Source organism: Pseudomonas sp. NFACC45, assembly GCF_900113505.1.
Taxonomy (GTDB): Bacteria; Pseudomonadota; Gammaproteobacteria; order Pseudomonadales; family Pseudomonadaceae; genus Aquipseudomonas; species Aquipseudomonas tehranensis.
This window is the reverse complement of the sequence record NZ_FOPO01000024.1, coordinates 1-16,430: the sequence shown is the minus strand read 5'-3', so window position 1 is coordinate 16,430 and position 16,430 is coordinate 1. Positions and strand designations below refer to the sequence as shown.

At 55.9% G+C, this 16,430-nt stretch carries 12 protein-coding genes, 1 tRNA gene and 1 pseudogene; all 14 read left to right on the top strand.

The features are described 5' to 3' along the window. Positions 1 to 111: pseudogene (locus BM132_RS27590) on the top strand (elongation factor Tu); the annotation flags it as partial. Between the two features lie 53 nt (positions 112 to 164). Continuing rightward, a tRNA-Trp gene (locus BM132_RS27585) sits at positions 165 to 240 on the top strand. Positions 241 to 285: 45 nt separating this feature from the next. After that, positions 286 to 654 carry a preprotein translocase subunit SecE gene (gene secE / locus BM132_RS27580; RefSeq protein ID WP_003186101.1) on the top strand — a complete coding sequence of 123 codons (369 nt, stop codon included), beginning with the start codon at positions 286 to 288 and terminating at the stop codon, positions 652 to 654. Between the two features lie 9 nt (positions 655 to 663). After that, positions 664 to 1,197 (top strand): transcription termination/antitermination protein NusG, encoded by a 534-nt coding sequence (gene nusG, locus BM132_RS27575; RefSeq protein WP_003186097.1) that lies wholly within the window; start codon positions 664 to 666, stop codon positions 1,195 to 1,197. A 117-nt stretch (positions 1,198 to 1,314) separates the two neighbouring features. Beyond that, a complete protein-coding gene (gene rplK, locus BM132_RS27570) occupies positions 1,315 to 1,746 on the top strand; it encodes a 50S ribosomal protein L11 (protein WP_003176435.1) in 432 nt (143 codons plus the stop codon). Then, positions 1,746 to 2,441: a 50S ribosomal protein L1 gene (gene rplA / locus BM132_RS27565; RefSeq protein ID WP_003186095.1), complete on the top strand. Its 696-nt coding sequence runs from the start codon at positions 1,746 to 1,748 to the stop codon at positions 2,439 to 2,441. Before rplK ends, rplA begins: the two co-directional genes overlap by 1 nt. Before the next feature lie 198 nt (positions 2,442 to 2,639). After that, the gene (gene rplJ / locus BM132_RS27560) at positions 2,640 to 3,140 is read left to right on the top strand and encodes a 50S ribosomal protein L10 (protein ID WP_092403435.1); all 501 of its coding nucleotides are present in this window, start codon (positions 2,640 to 2,642) and stop codon (positions 3,138 to 3,140) included. A 78-nt stretch (positions 3,141 to 3,218) separates the two neighbouring features. Beyond that, positions 3,219 to 3,584 carry a 50S ribosomal protein L7/L12 gene (rplL, locus tag BM132_RS27555; protein ID WP_092403437.1) on the top strand — a complete coding sequence of 122 codons (366 nt, stop codon included), beginning with the start codon at positions 3,219 to 3,221 and terminating at the stop codon, positions 3,582 to 3,584. A gap of 220 nt (positions 3,585 to 3,804) precedes the next feature. Beyond that, positions 3,805 to 7,878: a DNA-directed RNA polymerase subunit beta gene (rpoB, locus tag BM132_RS27550; RefSeq protein ID WP_047230483.1), complete on the top strand. Its 4,074-nt coding sequence runs from the start codon at positions 3,805 to 3,807 to the stop codon at positions 7,876 to 7,878. Positions 7,879 to 7,942: 64 nt separating this feature from the next. Then, positions 7,943 to 12,142: a DNA-directed RNA polymerase subunit beta' gene (gene rpoC, locus BM132_RS27545; protein ID WP_047230482.1), complete on the top strand. Its 4,200-nt coding sequence runs from the start codon at positions 7,943 to 7,945 to the stop codon at positions 12,140 to 12,142. A gap of 216 nt (positions 12,143 to 12,358) precedes the next feature. After that, positions 12,359 to 12,730 carry a 30S ribosomal protein S12 gene (gene rpsL, locus BM132_RS27540; protein WP_003186084.1) on the top strand — a complete coding sequence of 124 codons (372 nt, stop codon included), beginning with the start codon at positions 12,359 to 12,361 and terminating at the stop codon, positions 12,728 to 12,730. A gap of 102 nt (positions 12,731 to 12,832) precedes the next feature. Continuing rightward, entirely contained in the window at positions 12,833 to 13,303 is a 471-nt protein-coding gene (gene rpsG / locus BM132_RS27535) for a 30S ribosomal protein S7 (protein WP_003186074.1), read from the top strand. A 30-nt stretch (positions 13,304 to 13,333) separates the two neighbouring features. After that, positions 13,334 to 15,439, top strand: a complete 2,106-nt coding sequence (gene fusA / locus BM132_RS27530) for an elongation factor G (RefSeq protein WP_092460025.1) — start codon at positions 13,334 to 13,336, stop codon at positions 15,437 to 15,439. 30 nt (positions 15,440 to 15,469) lie between these two features. Further along, positions 15,470 to 16,430 (top strand): elongation factor Tu (gene tuf, locus BM132_RS27525; RefSeq protein ID WP_092460023.1); only part of this gene is annotated, 961 nt, incomplete at its 3' end.

Here is a 16,430-nt window from a genome sequence, read left to right as displayed (position 1 = left end):
ATGACTGTCACTCTGATCAAGACCATCGCGATGGAAGACGGTCTGCGTTTCGCTATCCGTGAAGGCGGTCGTACCGTCGGCGCTGGCGTCGTAGCTAAAGTCATCGAGTAAACGGTTGTAATGTCTTTTTCAGGCCGGCATAATGGTCGGCCTGATTTTGTTTTAGGTCAGTAGCTCAATTGGCAGAGCGACGGTCTCCAAAACCGTAGGTTGGGGGTTCGATTCCCTCCTGACCTGCCAGATTCACTTGGTGTGTCTGGCTTTCTTTTCACAGGATCTTCATAGATGACTCCTAAAGCTGAAGCTCAAGGCTCTCGCTTCGATCTGCTCAAGTGGCTAGTGGTAGTCGCTTTGGTGGTTGTTGGCGTTGTTGGCAATCAGTATTACTCTGCTTCGCCGATCCTGTACCGTGTACTTGCATTGCTTGCTATCGCCGCTGTTGCTGCTTTTGTGGGGCTGCAAACGGCTAAGGGCAAGTCTTTCTTCGTACTCGCTAAGGAAGCTCGCACCGAGATTCGTAAAGTCGTATGGCCGACTCGCCAAGAAACCACGCAGACCACGTTGATCGTTGTGGCTGTTGTTCTGGTAATGGCGTTGCTGTTGTGGGGGCTCGATTCCCTGCTCGGCTGGCTTGTTTCCTTGATTGTTGGCTAAGGGTGTCCCGTGGCTAAGCGTTGGTACGTTGTGCATGCTTACTCGGGTTACGAGAAGCATGTCATGCGCTCGCTGGTAGAGCGCGTAAAGCTGGCTGGCATGGAAGATGGCTTTGGCGAGATTCTGGTCCCCACTGAAGAAGTGGTTGAGATGCGTAATGGCCAGAAGCGCAAAAGTGAACGCAAGTTCTTTCCAGGCTACGTGCTGGTGCAGATGGATATGAACGAAGGGACTTGGCACTTGGTCAAGGATACCCCTCGGGTGATGGGCTTTATCGGCGGTACCGCTGACAAGCCTGCACCGATTACAGATAAAGAGGCAGAAGCGATTCTGCGCCGCGTCGCTGATGGTAGCGATAAGCCGAAGCCAAAAACGCTGTTTGAGCCAGGTGAAGTTGTTCGGGTCACTGATGGTCCATTCGCTGACTTTAATGGCACGGTTGAAGAAGTTAACTACGAAAAGAGCCGGATCCAAGTGGCTGTGCTCATTTTCGGTCGCTCTACTCCGGTAGAGCTAGAGTTCAGTCAGGTCGAAAAGGTCTGATTGAGCAGGCATCCCAACCCCGCAGCCCTAGGCTGTGGGGTTTTGTCGTCACTGGGATAAACGCGCAAGTAACCGGGGAGCCTTTCGAGGCGCTAGAACCCGTAATTGGAGTGCCTCATGGCCAAGAAAATTACCGCTTACATCAAGCTGCAAGTGAAGGCCGCTCAGGCTAACCCAAGCCCACCTGTTGGTCCTGCCCTGGGTCAGCACGGCGTGAACATCATGGAATTCTGCAAGGCCTTTAACGCCCGTACTCAGGGTCTTGAGCCAGGTCTGCCAACTCCAGTGATCATCACTGTCTACAGCGACCGTAGCTTCACCTTCGAAACTAAAAGCACCCCTGCTTCGGTTCTGCTGAAGAAGGCTGCAGGTTTGACCAGCGGTTCCGCTCGTCCAAACACCGTTAAGGTTGGCACCGTTACCCGTGCTCAGCTGGAAGAAATCGCGAAAACCAAAAACGCGGATCTGACTGCAGCTGATATGGATGCAGCCGTGCGTACTATCGCCGGTTCTGCTCGTAGCATGGGCCTTAACGTGGAGGGTGTGTAATGGCTAAGCTGACCAAGCGTCAAAAGGCTATCGCCGGCAAAATCGAAGCAGGCAAGGCCTACAACTTTGTAGACGCCGCCGCACTGCTGGCCGAGCTGTCGACTGTCAAGTTCAGCGAGTCGTTCGACGTTGCTGTAAACCTGGGTGTTGACCCGCGTAAATCCGACCAGGTCGTTCGTAGCGCTACCGTGCTGCCACACGGCACTGGCAAGACCGTTCGTGTAGCTGTTTTCACCCAGGGCCCAGCAGCTGAAGCTGCTTTGGCTGCTGGCGCTGATCGCGTAGGCATGGACGATCTGGCTGCTGAAATGAAAGGCGGCGATCTGAACTATGACGTAGTTATCGCATCCCCGGATGCCATGCGCGTTGTGGGTCAATTGGGTCAGATCCTCGGTCCACGTGGTCTGATGCCTAACCCTAAAGTCGGCACCGTAACGCCAGACGTAGCCACCGCGGTTAAAAACGCCAAGGCTGGTCAGGTTCGTTATCGCACCGACAAGAACGGCATCATTCACACCTCCGTTGGCAAGATCGGCTTCGACGCCGTCAAGCTGAAGGAAAACGTAGAAGCCCTGATCGCTGATCTGAAGCGTATCAAGCCAGCTTCTTCGAAAGGTATCTACGTCAAGCGCGTTACCCTGAGCACCACTATGGGCCCAGGTCTGGTCATCGATCAGAGCTCGCTCGACGCGTAAGACTCAGATTGGCGCAAGCGATTGCGCCAATCAAAAAATTGGGGTCCCTGCCTGGCGGGGGCTGTCCAAGACCGTAGGCGACGAAAGTCTTAAACCACAAGCCTACGCAGATGGTGCTCCCGGTTCCTTACCGAATCAGACACCAAAACGACATTCGGTTTCGGCCGGATGAAACGGTAACAAGCAGGAGTTAAACCCGTGGCAATTAAACTCGAAGACAAGAAGGCCATCGTCGCTGAAGTCAACGAGGCTGCCAAAGCTGCCCTGTCCGCTGTCGTGGCTGATGCCCGTGGCGTAACAGTAGGCGCTATGACCGGACTCCGTAAAGAGGCTCGTGAAGCTGGCGTTTACGTACGCGTTGTACGTAACACCCTGCTCAAGCGCGCTGTTGCTGACACTGAATACAGTGTCCTCAACGACGTGTTCACCGGCCCGACCTTGATTGCATTCTCGAAAGAACATCCGGGCGCTGCTGCTCGCATCTTCAAAGAGTTCGCAAAAGGTCAGGACAAGTTCGAGATTAAGGCAGCTGCGTTCGAGGGCAAGTTCCTCGCAGCTAACCAGATCGACGTACTGGCAACTCTGCCGACCCGTGACGAAGCAATTTCTCAGCTGATGAGCGTGATGCAAGGCGCAACCAGCAAATTGGCTCGTACCCTGGCGGCACTGCGCGACCAGAAAGAAGCTGCCGCAGCCTAAGGCTCGACACTCCTTTCCGCGTTTTTTGTTTATTTCGATGGTCGCGTAGGCCGTCCCCCAATTCAGGAATTTAGTTTCATGACTATCTCTCAAAACGACATCCTCGAAGCCGTAGCCAACATGTCCGTAATGGAAGTTGTTGAGCTGATCAAAGCTTTCGAAGAAAAATTCGGTGTTACCGCTGCTGCTGCTTCCGCTGGTCCAGCTGTTGCTGCTGCCGTTGCTGAAGAGCAAACCGAATTCAACGTCATGCTGACCGAAGCTGGCGAGAAGAAAGTAAACGTGATCAAGGCAGTACGTGAACTGACCGGTCTGGGCCTGAAAGAAGCCAAGGCTGTAGTTGACGGCGCTCCTGCCATGGTTCTGGAAGCTGTTGCCAAAGACGCAGCTGAAAAAGCCAAGGCCGCTCTGGAAGAAGCAGGCGCTAAAGTCGAGCTGAAGTAAGCATCGACTTTGCGTCTCCAGCCCGAGCGTTAAGCGACAGGCTGATGGCTGGTGGCTCTTGCCACCGGCCTTTTTCCGTTATTGGCAGCCGACTGGGTCGGTGCCTATAGCGAGCTGTATCCACCCGATGTGGTGGCGCAAACCATGGGGTTTGCACGATTTTCTGGCTGCTCCCGTCGGGAGGGGCCAAACAAGCAGGTGACCAAGCTGGGGAACGCTGATGGCTTACTCATATACTGAGAAAAAACGTATCCGCAAGGACTTTAGCAAGTTGCCGGACGTCATGGATGTGCCGTACCTCCTGGCCATCCAGCTGGATTCGTATCGTGAATTCTTGCAAGCGGGAGCGACTAAAGATCAGTTCCGCGACGTGGGCCTGCATGCGGCCTTCAAATCCGTTTTCCCGATCATCAGCTACTCCGGCAATGCTGCGCTGGAGTACGTCGGTTATCGCCTGGGCGAACCGGCATTTGATGTCAAAGAATGCGTATTGCGCGGTGTGACTTACGCCGTACCTTTGCGGGTAAAAGTGCGCCTGATCATTTTCGACAAAGAATCGTCGAACAAAGCGATCAAGGACATCAAAGAGCAAGAAGTCTACATGGGTGAAATCCCCCTGATGACTGAGAACGGTACCTTCGTAATCAACGGTACCGAGCGTGTAATCGTTTCCCAGCTGCACCGTTCTCCGGGCGTGTTCTTCGACCACGACCGTGGCAAGACGCACAGCTCCGGCAAACTGCTTTATTCCGCGCGCATCATTCCTTACCGCGGTTCGTGGTTGGACTTTGAGTTCGACCCTAAAGACTGCGTATTCGTGCGTATCGACCGTCGCCGCAAGCTGCCTGCATCGGTACTGCTGCGCGCGCTCGGCTATACCACCGAGGAAGTGCTGGACGCGTTCTACACCACCAACGTTTTCCATGTGCAGGGTGAGAATCTCAGCCTGGAGCTGGTGCCTCAGCGCCTGCGCGGTGAAATCGCTGTCCTCGATATCCAGGATGATAAAGGCAAGGTTATTGTCGAGCAGGGTCGTCGTATCACCGCTCGCCACATCAACCAGCTGGAAAAAGCCGGGATCAAAGAGCTGCAGGTGCCGATCGACTACGTCCTGGGTCGCACCACCGCCAAGGTCATCGTGCATCCGGCCACTGGCGAAATCCTGGCAGAGTGCAACACCGAGCTGAACACCGAGATCCTGGCAAAAATCGCCAAGGCCCAGGTTGTTCGCATCGAGACTCTGTACACCAACGATATCGACTGCGGTCCGTTCATCTCCGATACGCTGAAGATCGACTCCACCGGCAACCAGCTGGAAGCCCTGGTCGAGATCTATCGCATGATGCGTCCTGGCGAGCCGCCAACCAAAGACGCAGCCGAGACCCTGTTCAACAACCTGTTCTTCAGCCCTGAGCGTTATGACCTGTCTGCGGTCGGCCGGATGAAGTTCAACCGTCGTATCGGTCGTACCGAAATCGAAGGTTCGGGCGTGCTGAACAAGGACGACATCGTTGCGGTGCTCAAGACTCTGGTCGACATCCGGAACGGCAAGGGCATCGTCGATGACATCGACCACCTGGGTAACCGTCGTGTCCGCTGCGTAGGCGAGATGGCCGAGAACCAGTTCCGTGTTGGCCTGGTGCGCGTAGAGCGTGCGGTCAAGGAACGTCTGTCGATGGCTGAAAGCGAAGGCCTGATGCCGCAGGATCTGATCAACGCCAAGCCAGTGGCTGCCGCGGTGAAAGAGTTCTTCGGTTCGAGCCAGCTGTCTCAGTTCATGGACCAGAATAACCCGCTATCGGAGATTACCCACAAGCGTCGTGTATCTGCACTCGGCCCGGGCGGTCTGACCCGTGAGCGCGCAGGCTTCGAAGTTCGTGACGTACACCCGACTCACTACGGTCGCGTGTGCCCGATTGAAACGCCGGAAGGTCCGAACATCGGTCTGATCAACTCGCTGGCAGCCTATGCTCGCACCAACCAGTATGGCTTCCTCGAGAGCCCGTACCGTGTGGTGAAAGAAGGTCTGGTGACCGACGAGATCGTGTTCCTGTCCGCAATCGAAGAGGCCGATCATGTGATCGCTCAGGCTTCGGCGACCATGAACGAAAAAGGTCAGTTGATCGACGAGCTGGTAGCTGTTCGTCACCTGAACGAGTTCACCGTCAAGGCGCCAGAAGACGTCACCTTGATGGACGTTTCGCCCAAGCAGGTTGTTTCGGTGGCAGCGTCGTTGATTCCGTTCCTCGAGCACGACGACGCCAACCGTGCGTTGATGGGTTCGAACATGCAGCGTCAAGCTGTGCCGACCCTGCGTGCCGACAAGCCGCTGGTAGGTACTGGCATGGAGCGTAACGTTGCCCGTGACTCCGGCGTTTGTGTCGTGGCTCGTCGTGGTGGCGTGATCGATTCCGTCGATGCCAGCCGTATCGTGGTTCGTGTTGCCGATGACGAAGTTGAAACTGGCGAAGCCGGTGTCGACATCTACAACCTGACCAAATACACCCGCTCCAACCAGAACACCTGCATTAACCAGCGTCCGCTGGTGAGCAAGGGTGATCGGGTTCAGCGTAGCGACATCATGGCCGACGGCCCGTCCACCGATATGGGTGAACTGGCATTGGGCCAGAACATGCGCATCGCGTTCATGGCATGGAACGGCTTCAACTTCGAAGACTCCATCTGCCTGTCCGAGCGTGTTGTTCAGGAAGACCGCTTCACCACGATCCACATTCAGGAACTGACCTGTGTGGCTCGTGACACCAAGCTTGGCCCAGAGGAAATCACTGCGGACATCCCTAACGTGGGTGAAGCTGCACTGAACAAGCTGGACGAAGCCGGTATCGTTTACGTAGGTGCTGAAGTAGGCGCAGGCGACATCCTGGTTGGTAAGGTCACTCCGAAAGGCGAGACTCAACTGACTCCGGAAGAAAAACTGCTGCGTGCCATCTTCGGTGAAAAAGCCAGCGACGTTAAAGACACCTCCCTGCGTGTGCCTACCGGCACCAAGGGTACCGTCATCGACGTACAAGTCTTCACCCGCGACGGTGTAGAGCGTGACGCTCGTGCACTGTCTATCGAGAAGACTCAACTCGACGAGATCCGCAAGGACCTGAACGAAGAGTTCCGTATCGTTGAAGGCGCAACTTTCGAGCGTCTGCGCTCCGCTCTGGTCGGCCACAAAGCCGAAGGCGGTGCCGGTCTGAAGAAAGGTCAGGAAATCACCGACGAAGTTCTCGACGGTCTTGAGCATGGTCAGTGGTTCAAACTGCGCATGGCTGAAGATGCTCTGAACGAGCAGCTCGAGAAGGCCCAGGCCTATATCGTTGATCGCCGCCGTCTGCTGGACGACAAGTTCGAAGACAAGAAGCGCAAACTGCAGCAAGGCGATGACCTGGCTCCAGGCGTGCTGAAAATCGTCAAGGTTTACCTGGCAATCCGTCGTCGCATCCAGCCGGGCGACAAGATGGCCGGTCGTCACGGTAACAAAGGTGTGGTCTCCGTGATCATGCCGGTTGAAGACATGCCGCACGATGCCAATGGCACCCCGGTCGACGTCGTCCTCAACCCGTTGGGCGTACCTTCGCGTATGAACGTTGGTCAGATCCTTGAAACCCACCTGGGCCTCGCGGCCAAGGGCTTGGGCGAGAAGATCAACCGTATGATCGAAGAGCAGCGCAAGGTCGCTGACCTGCGTAAGTTCCTGCACGAGATCTACAACGAGATCGGCGGACGCAACGAAGAGCTGGATACCTTCTCCGACCAGGAAATCCTGGATCTGGCGAAGAACCTGCGCGGCGGCGTTCCAATGGCAACTCCGGTGTTCGACGGTGCCAAGGAAAGCGAAATCAAGGCCATGCTGAAACTGGCAGACCTGCCGGAAAGCGGCCAGATGCAGCTGTTCGACGGCCGTACCGGCAACAAGTTCGAGCGCCCGGTTACCGTTGGCTACATGTACATGCTGAAGCTGAACCACTTGGTAGACGACAAGATGCACGCTCGTTCTACCGGTTCTTACAGCCTGGTTACCCAGCAGCCGCTGGGTGGTAAGGCGCAGTTCGGTGGTCAGCGTTTCGGGGAGATGGAGGTCTGGGCACTGGAAGCGTACGGTGCTGCATACACTCTGCAAGAAATGCTCACAGTGAAGTCGGACGATGTGAACGGCCGGACCAAGATGTACAAAAACATCGTGGACGGCGATCACCGTATGGAGCCGGGCATGCCCGAGTCTTTCAACGTGTTGATCAAGGAAATTCGTTCCCTCGGCATCGATATCGATCTGGAAACCGAATAACACGTGACGCGAATCGAGAGCGGGGCTGTTTTGCCCGCTCTCTGCTCCGCCAGGAGGAAAGGCCTTGAAAGACCTACTGAATTTGCTGAAAAACCAGGGTCAAGTCGAAGAGTTCGACGCCATCCGTATCGGATTGGCCTCGCCTGAGATGATCCGTTCGTGGTCGTTCGGTGAAGTTAAAAAGCCGGAAACCATCAACTACCGTACGTTCAAACCTGAGCGTGACGGCCTGTTCTGCGCCAAGATCTTTGGCCCGGTAAAGGATTACGAGTGCCTGTGCGGTAAGTACAAGCGCTTGAAGCACCGTGGTGTGATCTGCGAGAAGTGCGGCGTTGAAGTCGCGCTGGCAAAAGTTCGTCGTGAGCGCATGGCGCACATCGAACTGGCCTCGCCGGTTGCCCACATCTGGTTCCTGAAATCGCTGCCGTCCCGTATCGGCTTGCTGATGGACATGACCCTGCGTGATATCGAACGCGTTCTCTACTTCGAGAGCTATGTCGTTATCGATCCAGGCATGACCACCCTTGAAAAAGGTCAGCTGCTGAATGACGAGCAGTACTTCGAAGCGCTGGAAGAGTTCGGCGACGACTTCGATGCCCGCATGGGTGCCGAAGCTGTCCGCGAACTGCTGCACGCTATCGACCTGGAACACGAGATTGGCCGTCTGCGCGAAGAAATTCCGCAAACCAACTCCGAAACCAAGATCAAGAAGCTGTCCAAGCGTCTGAAGTTGATGGAAGCCTTCCAGGGTTCCGGCAACCTGCCAGAGTGGATGGTGCTGACCGTTCTGCCGGTTCTGCCGCCAGACCTGCGTCCGCTGGTTCCGCTCGATGGCGGTCGTTTCGCGACTTCCGACCTCAACGATCTGTATCGTCGAGTGATCAACCGTAACAACCGCTTGAAGCGCCTGCTTGATCTGTCCGCTCCGGACATCATCGTGCGCAACGAAAAGCGTATGTTGCAGGAAGCTGTCGATGCGCTGCTCGACAACGGTCGTCGTGGCCGCGCTATCACCGGTTCGAACAAGCGTCCTCTGAAATCCCTGGCTGACATGATCAAGGGTAAGCAGGGTCGTTTCCGTCAGAACTTGCTCGGTAAGCGTGTTGACTACTCCGGTCGTTCGGTTATTACCGTAGGCCCGACCCTGCGTCTGCACCAGTGCGGTCTGCCTAAGAAAATGGCTCTGGAGCTGTTCAAGCCGTTCATTTTCGGCAAGCTGGAAATGCGTGGTCTCGCTACCACCATTAAAGCGGCCAAGAAGATGGTCGAGCGCGAACTGCCAGAAGTCTGGGACGTTCTCGCTGAAGTGATTCGCGAACACCCAGTGCTGCTCAACCGTGCACCGACCCTTCACCGTCTGGGTATCCAGGCGTTTGAACCGGTACTGATCGAAGGTAAGGCTATCCAGCTGCACCCGCTGGTCTGTGCTGCGTACAACGCCGACTTCGACGGCGACCAAATGGCCGTGCACGTGCCGCTGACGCTGGAAGCCCAGCTCGAAGCGCGCGCGTTGATGATGTCTACCAACAACATCCTGTCGCCAGCCAACGGTGAGCCAATCATCGTTCCGTCGCAGGACGTTGTATTGGGTCTGTACTACATGACTCGTGAAGCGATCAACGCCAAGGGCGAAGGTCGTGTGTTCGCGGATCTGCAGGAAGTTGACCGTGTGTTCCGTGCCGGCGAAGCCGCACTGCACGCCAAGGTCAAAGTGCGGATCAACGAAACCGTGAACGATCGTGATGGCGGCAGCGTGACCAACACTCGTATCGTCGACACCACTGTCGGCCGTGCGCTGTTGTTCCAGGTTGTGCCAAAAGGCCTGTCCTTCGACGTCGTCAACCTGCCGATGAAGAAAAAGGCGATCTCCAAGCTGATCAACCAGTGCTACCGCGTGGTTGGTTTGAAAGAGACCGTGATCTTCGCTGACCAGTTGATGTACACCGGTTTTGCCTATTCGACCATTTCCGGTGTTTCCATCGGTGTTAACGACTTCGTTATCCCGGATGAGAAGGCCCGCATCATCGGTGCTGCCACCGAGGAAGTGAAAGAGATCGAAAGTCAGTACGCCTCCGGCCTGGTCACCCAGGGCGAGAAGTACAACAAGGTAATCGACCTCTGGTCCAAGGCGAACGACGAAGTTTCCAAGGCGATGATGGCCAACCTCTCGAAAGAGAAAGTCATCGACCGTCATGGCAACGAAGTCGATCAGGAGTCCTTCAACTCGATGTACATGATGGCCGACTCGGGTGCACGGGGTTCTGCTGCGCAGATCCGTCAGCTCGCCGGTATGCGTGGCCTGATGGCCAAGCCGGACGGCTCCATCATCGAGACCCCGATTACAGCAAACTTCCGTGAGGGTTTGAGCGTACTTCAGTACTTCATCTCTACGCACGGTGCTCGTAAGGGTCTTGCGGATACCGCGTTGAAAACTGCGAACTCCGGTTACCTGACCCGTCGTCTGGTAGACGTTGCGCAGGATCTGGTTGTGACCGAGATCGATTGCGGCACCGAACACGGCTTGGTAATGACACCGCACATTGAAGGCGGTGACGTTGTAGAGCCGTTGGGTGAACGCGTATTGGGTCGTGTCATTGCCCGTGACGTATTCAAGCCTGGTACCGAGGACGTTATCGTTCCTGCCGGCACTCTGGTTGACGAGAAGTGGGTCGAGTTCATCGAACTCAACAGCATCGACGAAGTGATCGTGCGTTCGCCGATCAGCTGCGAAACCCGCTATGGCATCTGCGCCAAGTGCTACGGTCGCGACCTGGCTCGTGGTCACCAGGTGAACATCGGTGAAGCGGTCGGCGTTATCGCTGCCCAGTCCATCGGTGAGCCGGGTACCCAGCTGACGATGCGTACGTTCCACATCGGTGGTGCGGCCAGCCGGACCTCCGCAGCCGACAGTGTTCAGGTGAAAAATGGCGGTACTGTCCGTCTGCATAACCTCAAGCACGTAGAGCGCGTGGACGGTCACCTGGTGGCTGTATCGCGTTCCGGTGAGCTGGCAATCGCTGATGACTTCGGTCGTGAGCGCGAGCGTTACAAGCTGCCGTACGGTGCTGTGATTTCGGTCAAGGAAGGTGACAAGGTCGACGCTGGCGCCATCGTCGCCAAGTGGGATCCGCACACCCACCCGATCGTGACCGAAATGAAAGGTACCGTGACCTACGTGGGCATGGAAGAAGGCATCACGATCAAGCGTCAGACCGACGAATTGACCGGTATGACCAACATTGAAGTACTCGACGCGAAAGATCGTCCAGCGGCTGGCAAGGACATCCGTCCGGCCGTGAAGATGGTCGATGACAACGGCAAGGATCTGTTGCTGCCAGGCACTGACGTAATCGCTCAGTACTTCCTGCCAGCCAACGCCCTGGTCGGTGTTGCGGACGGTGCGCGGATCGCGATCGGTGATGTTATCGCTCGTATCCCGCAGGAAACTTCGAAAACCCGTGACATCACCGGTGGTCTGCCGCGTGTTGCCGACCTTTTCGAAGCTCGTCGTCCGAAAGAAGCCTCGATTCTGGCTGAAGTCAGCGGCACCATCGCGTTCGGTAAAGAGACCAAGGGCAAGCGCCGTCTGGTCATCACTCCGAACGACGGTAGCGATCCGTACGAAGAGCTGATTCCGAAGTGGCGTCACCTGAACGTCTTCGAAGGCGAACAGGTAAACCGCGGCGAAGTTATCTCCGACGGCCCGAGCGATCCACACGACATCCTGCGTTTGCTGGGTGTGAGTGCGCTGGCCAAGTACATCGTGAACGAGATCCAGGACGTTTATCGTCTGCAAGGCGTGAAGATCAACGACAAGCACATCGAGACCATCCTGCGTCAGATGCTGCGTAAAGTTGAGATCGCTGAATCCGGCGATTCGAGTTTCATCAAGGGCGACCAGATGGAGCTGACTCACGTACTGGTGGAAAACGAGCGCCTGGCGACGGAAGACAAGTTCGTCTCCAAGTTCACTCGCGTGCTGCTGGGTATCACCAAGGCGTCGTTGTCTACCGAATCGTTCATCTCGGCGGCTTCCTTCCAGGAAACCACCCGTGTACTGACCGAGGCGGCGGTAACCGGCAAGCGCGATTACCTGCGCGGCCTGAAAGAAAACGTGGTCGTGGGTCGTCTGATCCCGGCCGGTACCGGCTTGGCCTATCACAGCGAGCGCAAGCGTCGTCGTGATGCAGACAAGCCGTTGCGCGTAAGCGCCAGTGAAGTGGAAGCTGCACTGACCGAAGCACTGAACTCGAGCGGTAACTGAGTTCTGCGGTAATTAAGTGCCTGGCCCTGGTCATCCCGTTTGCCGGATCGAGACAAATTGTCGAGATCCGGCGGGCGGGGAGGTCGGGGCCTTGCCTTGACTGGGAACAAGATCCTCTTTAGACTCTTGATCCCCTAAATTTGGCGGGAATTCGTTCCTGCCATTTTGCTTTTCTTGTAAGACAATAGCGTCGCAAGACAACAGTGGAGCTAGTAGATGGCAACTATCAACCAGCTGGTACGTCAGCCGCGTAAGCGTATCGTCGAGAAATCCGACGTGCCTGCGCTGCAGAACTGCCCGCAACGTCGTGGCGTATGCACCCGTGTGTATACCACCACGCCGAAAAAACCTAACTCGGCACTGCGTAAAGTATGCCGTGTGCGTCTGACCAACGGTTTCGAGGTTTCCTCGTACATCGGTGGTGAAGGCCACAACCTGCAAGAGCACAGCGTGGTACTGATCCGCGGCGGTCGTGTAAAAGACTTGCCAGGTGTTCGTTACCACACCGTTCGCGGTTCTTTGGATACTTCCGGCGTTAAAGGTCGTAACCAGGGTCGTTCGAAGTACGGTACCAAGCGTCCGAAGTAATCGGCCGTTTTGCAGTTTTTCATTTTATTGAGTCGATAAGAGTAAGGTCGGGCACGCATTAGCTGTCCCGGGCTAACCTGAAGACCGTTTGAGGGCTTATCAATGCCAAGACGTCGCGTAGCAGCCAAACGTGAGATTCTGGACGATCCGAAATACGGAAGCCAGATTCTCGCCAAGTTCATGAACCACGTAATGGAAAGCGGCAAGAAAGCCGTTGCCGAGCGTATTGTTTATGGCGCACTGGACAAAGTTAAGGAACGCAAGAACAGCGATCCCCTGGAAATCTTCGAGAAAGCTCTCGACGCCATCGCTCCGCTGGTCGAAGTGAAGTCGCGCCGTGTAGGCGGTGCTACTTACCAGGTTCCGGTCGAAGTTCGTCCGTCCCGTCGTAACGCCCTGGCAATGCGCTGGTTGGTAGACTTCGCCCGCAAGCGCGGTGAGAAGTCCATGGCTCTGCGTTTGGCTGGCGAACTGTTGGACGCTGCTGAAGGTAAAGGTGCTGCAGTTAAGAAGCGTGAAGACGTGCACCGTATGGCTGAAGCCAACAAGGCTTTCTCGCACTACCGCTTCTAATTCTAGCGTCACTCAATTTGCGAGGGCTTTATGGCTCGTACTACACCGATTAATCGCTACCGTAACATCGGTATCGTTGCCCACGTGGATGCTGGTAAAACCACCACCACTGAGCGCGTCCTTTTTTACACTGGCAAAAGTCACAAGATGGGCGAGGTGCATGATGGCGCCGCGACCACCGACTGGATGGTGCAGGAGCAGGAGCGTGGTATTACCATTACTTCTGCTGCCATTACCGCCTTCTGGAAGGGTTCCGAGAAGCAGTACAAGGATGAGCACCGCTTCAACGTCATCGATACCCCGGGTCACGTAGACTTCACCATTGAAGTTGAACGTTCCCTGCGTGTACTCGACGGCGCTGTGGTTGTGTTCTGCGGTACCTCGGGTGTTGAGCCTCAGTCGGAAACCGTATGGCGTCAGGCCAACAAATACGGCGTTCCGCGTCTTGTTTATGTAAACAAGATGGACCGTGCTGGTGCCAACTTCCTGCGCGTGATCGGTCAGATCAAGCAGCGTCTGGGTCACACTCCGGTGCCGATCCAGCTGGCTATCGGTTCTGAAGACAACTTCCAGGGCCAGATCGATCTGATCAACATGCAGGCTGTCTACTGGAATGACTCTGACAAGGGTATGGTTCCTGTTCGCAAGGACATCCCTGCAGAGTTGCTGGAAGAAGCCGAGAAGTGGCGCGGCAACATGGTAGAGGCTGCGGCCGAAGCCAATGAAGAACTGATGAACAAGTACCTCGAGGGTGAAGAGCTCACCAACGAGGAAATCAAGGCTGCTCTGCGTCAGCGTACTATCGCTGGTGAAATCGTCTTGGCTGTTTGCGGTTCTTCCTTCAAGAACAAGGGTGTTCCCCTGGTTCTCGACGCCGTTATCGACTTCCTGCCTGCACCGACCGACATTCCAGCCATCAAGGGTACCGACCCGGATGACGAGACTGTCGAGCTGGAGCGTCATGCAGACGACAACGAGCCGTTCTCGGCTCTGGCGTTCAAGATCGCTACCGACCCATTCGTGGGTACCTTGACCTTTGTTCGGGTTTACTCGGGCGTGTTGAACTCCGGCGACGGCGTGATCAACTCTGTAAAAGGCAAGAAAGAGCGCGTGGGTCGTATGGTGCAAATGCACGCAAACGCCCGCGAAGAGATCAAGGAAGTGCGCGCTGGTGACATCGCGGCCTTGATCGGCATGAAGGACGTCACCACGGGTGAGACTTTGTGCAACGGCGACAAGCCAATCATCCTGGTTCGCATGGACTTCCCGGAGCCGGTTATTTCGGTTGCCGTTGAGCCGAAAACCAAGGATGACCAGGAAAAAATGGGTATCGCTCTGGGCAAGCTTGCCCAGGAAGATCCATCTTTCCGCGTTAAGACTGATGAAGAGACCGGTCAAACGATCATCTCTGGCATGGGCGAGTTGCACCTGGACATCCTGGTTGACCGGATGCGCCGTGAGTTCAACGTCGAAGCCAACATCGGCAAGCCTCAGGTTTCCTATCGTGAGCGCATCACGAAGAGCTGTGAAATTGAAGGCAAGTTCGTTCGCCAATCCGGTGGTCGTGGCCAGTTCGGTCACTGCTGGATTCGCTTTGCGCCGGCTGACGAAGGTCAGGAAGGTCTGCAATTCTTGAACGAAGTCGTAGGTGGTGTGGTTCCTAAGGAATACATCCCAGCGATCCAGAAGGGTATCGAAGAGCAGATGAAGAACGGCGTTGTTGCCGGCTATCCGCTGATCGGCCTGAAGGCGACTGTGTTCGATGGTTCTTACCACGACGTCGACTCCAACGAGATGGCGTTCAAGGTGGCTGCCTCCATGGCGACCAAGCAGCTGGCCCAGAAGGGCGGTGGTGAGTTGCTTGAGCCGATCATGGCGGTAGAGGTTGTTACGCCTGAAGACTACATGGGTGATGTCATGGGCGACCTTAACCGTCGTCGTGGCATGATTCTGGGTATGGAAGATACGGTTTCCGGCAAGGTCATTCGTGCCGAGGTTCCGTTGGGTGAAATGTTCGGTTACGCAACCGACGTTCGTTCCATGTCTCAGGGTCGCGCGAGCTACTCTATGGAATTCAAAAAATACAATACAGCTCCGTCGCATATCGTCGAAACTGTTACCAAAAAGCAAGGCTGATTCAGCCCTTTAAGCTAGGAGTTAATTGTCGTGGCTAAAGAAAAATTTGAACGGAACAAACCGCACGTCAACGTTGGCACCATCGGTCACGTCGACCACGGTAAAACCACGCTGACCGCTGCTCTGACCCGTGTCTGCTCCGAAGTTTTCGGTTCGGCCAAGGTTGACTTCGACAAGATCGACAGCGCCCCGGAAGAGAAAGCTCGCGGTATCACCATCAACACCGCTCACGTTGAATACGATTCGGCCGTGCGTCACTACGCACACGTTGACTGCCCAGGTCACGCCGACTACGTAAAAAACATGATCACTGGTGCTGCCCAGATGGACGGCGCGATCCTGGTTTGCTCGGCCGCTGATGGTCCGATGCCGCAAACCCGTGAGCACATCCTGCTGTCCCGTCAGGTAGGCGTTCCGTACATCGTTGTCTTCCTGAACAAGGCTGACATGGTTGACGACGCTGAGCTGCTGGAGCTGGTTGAGATGGAAGTGCGCGATCTGCTGAGTACTTACGACTTCCCAGGTGATGACACTCCAATCATCATCGGTTCGGCTCTGATGGCTCTGAACGGCCAAGACGACAACGAAATGGGTACCACTGCTGTCAAGAAGCTGGTGGAAACTCTGGACAGCTACATCCCAGAGCCAGAGCGTGCTATCGATAAGCCGTTCCTGATGCCAATCGAAGACGTATTCTCGATCTCCGGTCGCGGTACTGTTGTGACTGGTCGTGTTGAGCGTGGCATCGTCCGCATCCAGGAAGAAGTTGAGATCGTCGGTCTGCGCGACACTCAGAAAACTACCTGCACCGGCGTTGAAATGTTCCGCAAGCTGCTCGACGAAGGTCGTGCTGGCGAGAACTGCGGCGTACTGCTGCGCGGCACCAAGCGTGACGACGTTGAGCGTGGCCAGGTTCTGGTTAAGCCAGGCACCGTCAAGCCGCACACCAAGTTCACTGCAGAAGTTTACGTTCTGAGCAAGGAAGAGGGCG

Bases quoted from the DNA above. Each gene is read 5' to 3' on its own strand.
- secE (WP_003186101.1), top strand. From the start codon at position 286: ATGACTCCTAAAGCTGAAGCTCAAGGCTCTCGCTTCGATCTGCTCAAG.
- rplL (WP_092403437.1), top strand. From the start codon at position 3,219: ATGACTATCTCTCAAAACGACATCCTCGAAGCCGTAGCCAACATGTCC.
- rpsG (WP_003186074.1), top strand. From the start codon at position 12,833: ATGCCAAGACGTCGCGTAGCAGCCAAACGTGAGATTCTGGACGATCCG.
- rplA (WP_003186095.1), top strand. From the start codon at position 1,746: ATGGCTAAGCTGACCAAGCGTCAAAAGGCTATCGCCGGCAAAATCGAA.
- fusA (WP_092460025.1), top strand. From the start codon at position 13,334: ATGGCTCGTACTACACCGATTAATCGCTACCGTAACATCGGTATCGTT.
- rplK (WP_003176435.1), top strand. From the start codon at position 1,315: ATGGCCAAGAAAATTACCGCTTACATCAAGCTGCAAGTGAAGGCCGCT.
- rpsL (WP_003186084.1), top strand. From the start codon at position 12,359: ATGGCAACTATCAACCAGCTGGTACGTCAGCCGCGTAAGCGTATCGTC.
- rpoB (WP_047230483.1), top strand. From the start codon at position 3,805: ATGGCTTACTCATATACTGAGAAAAAACGTATCCGCAAGGACTTTAGC.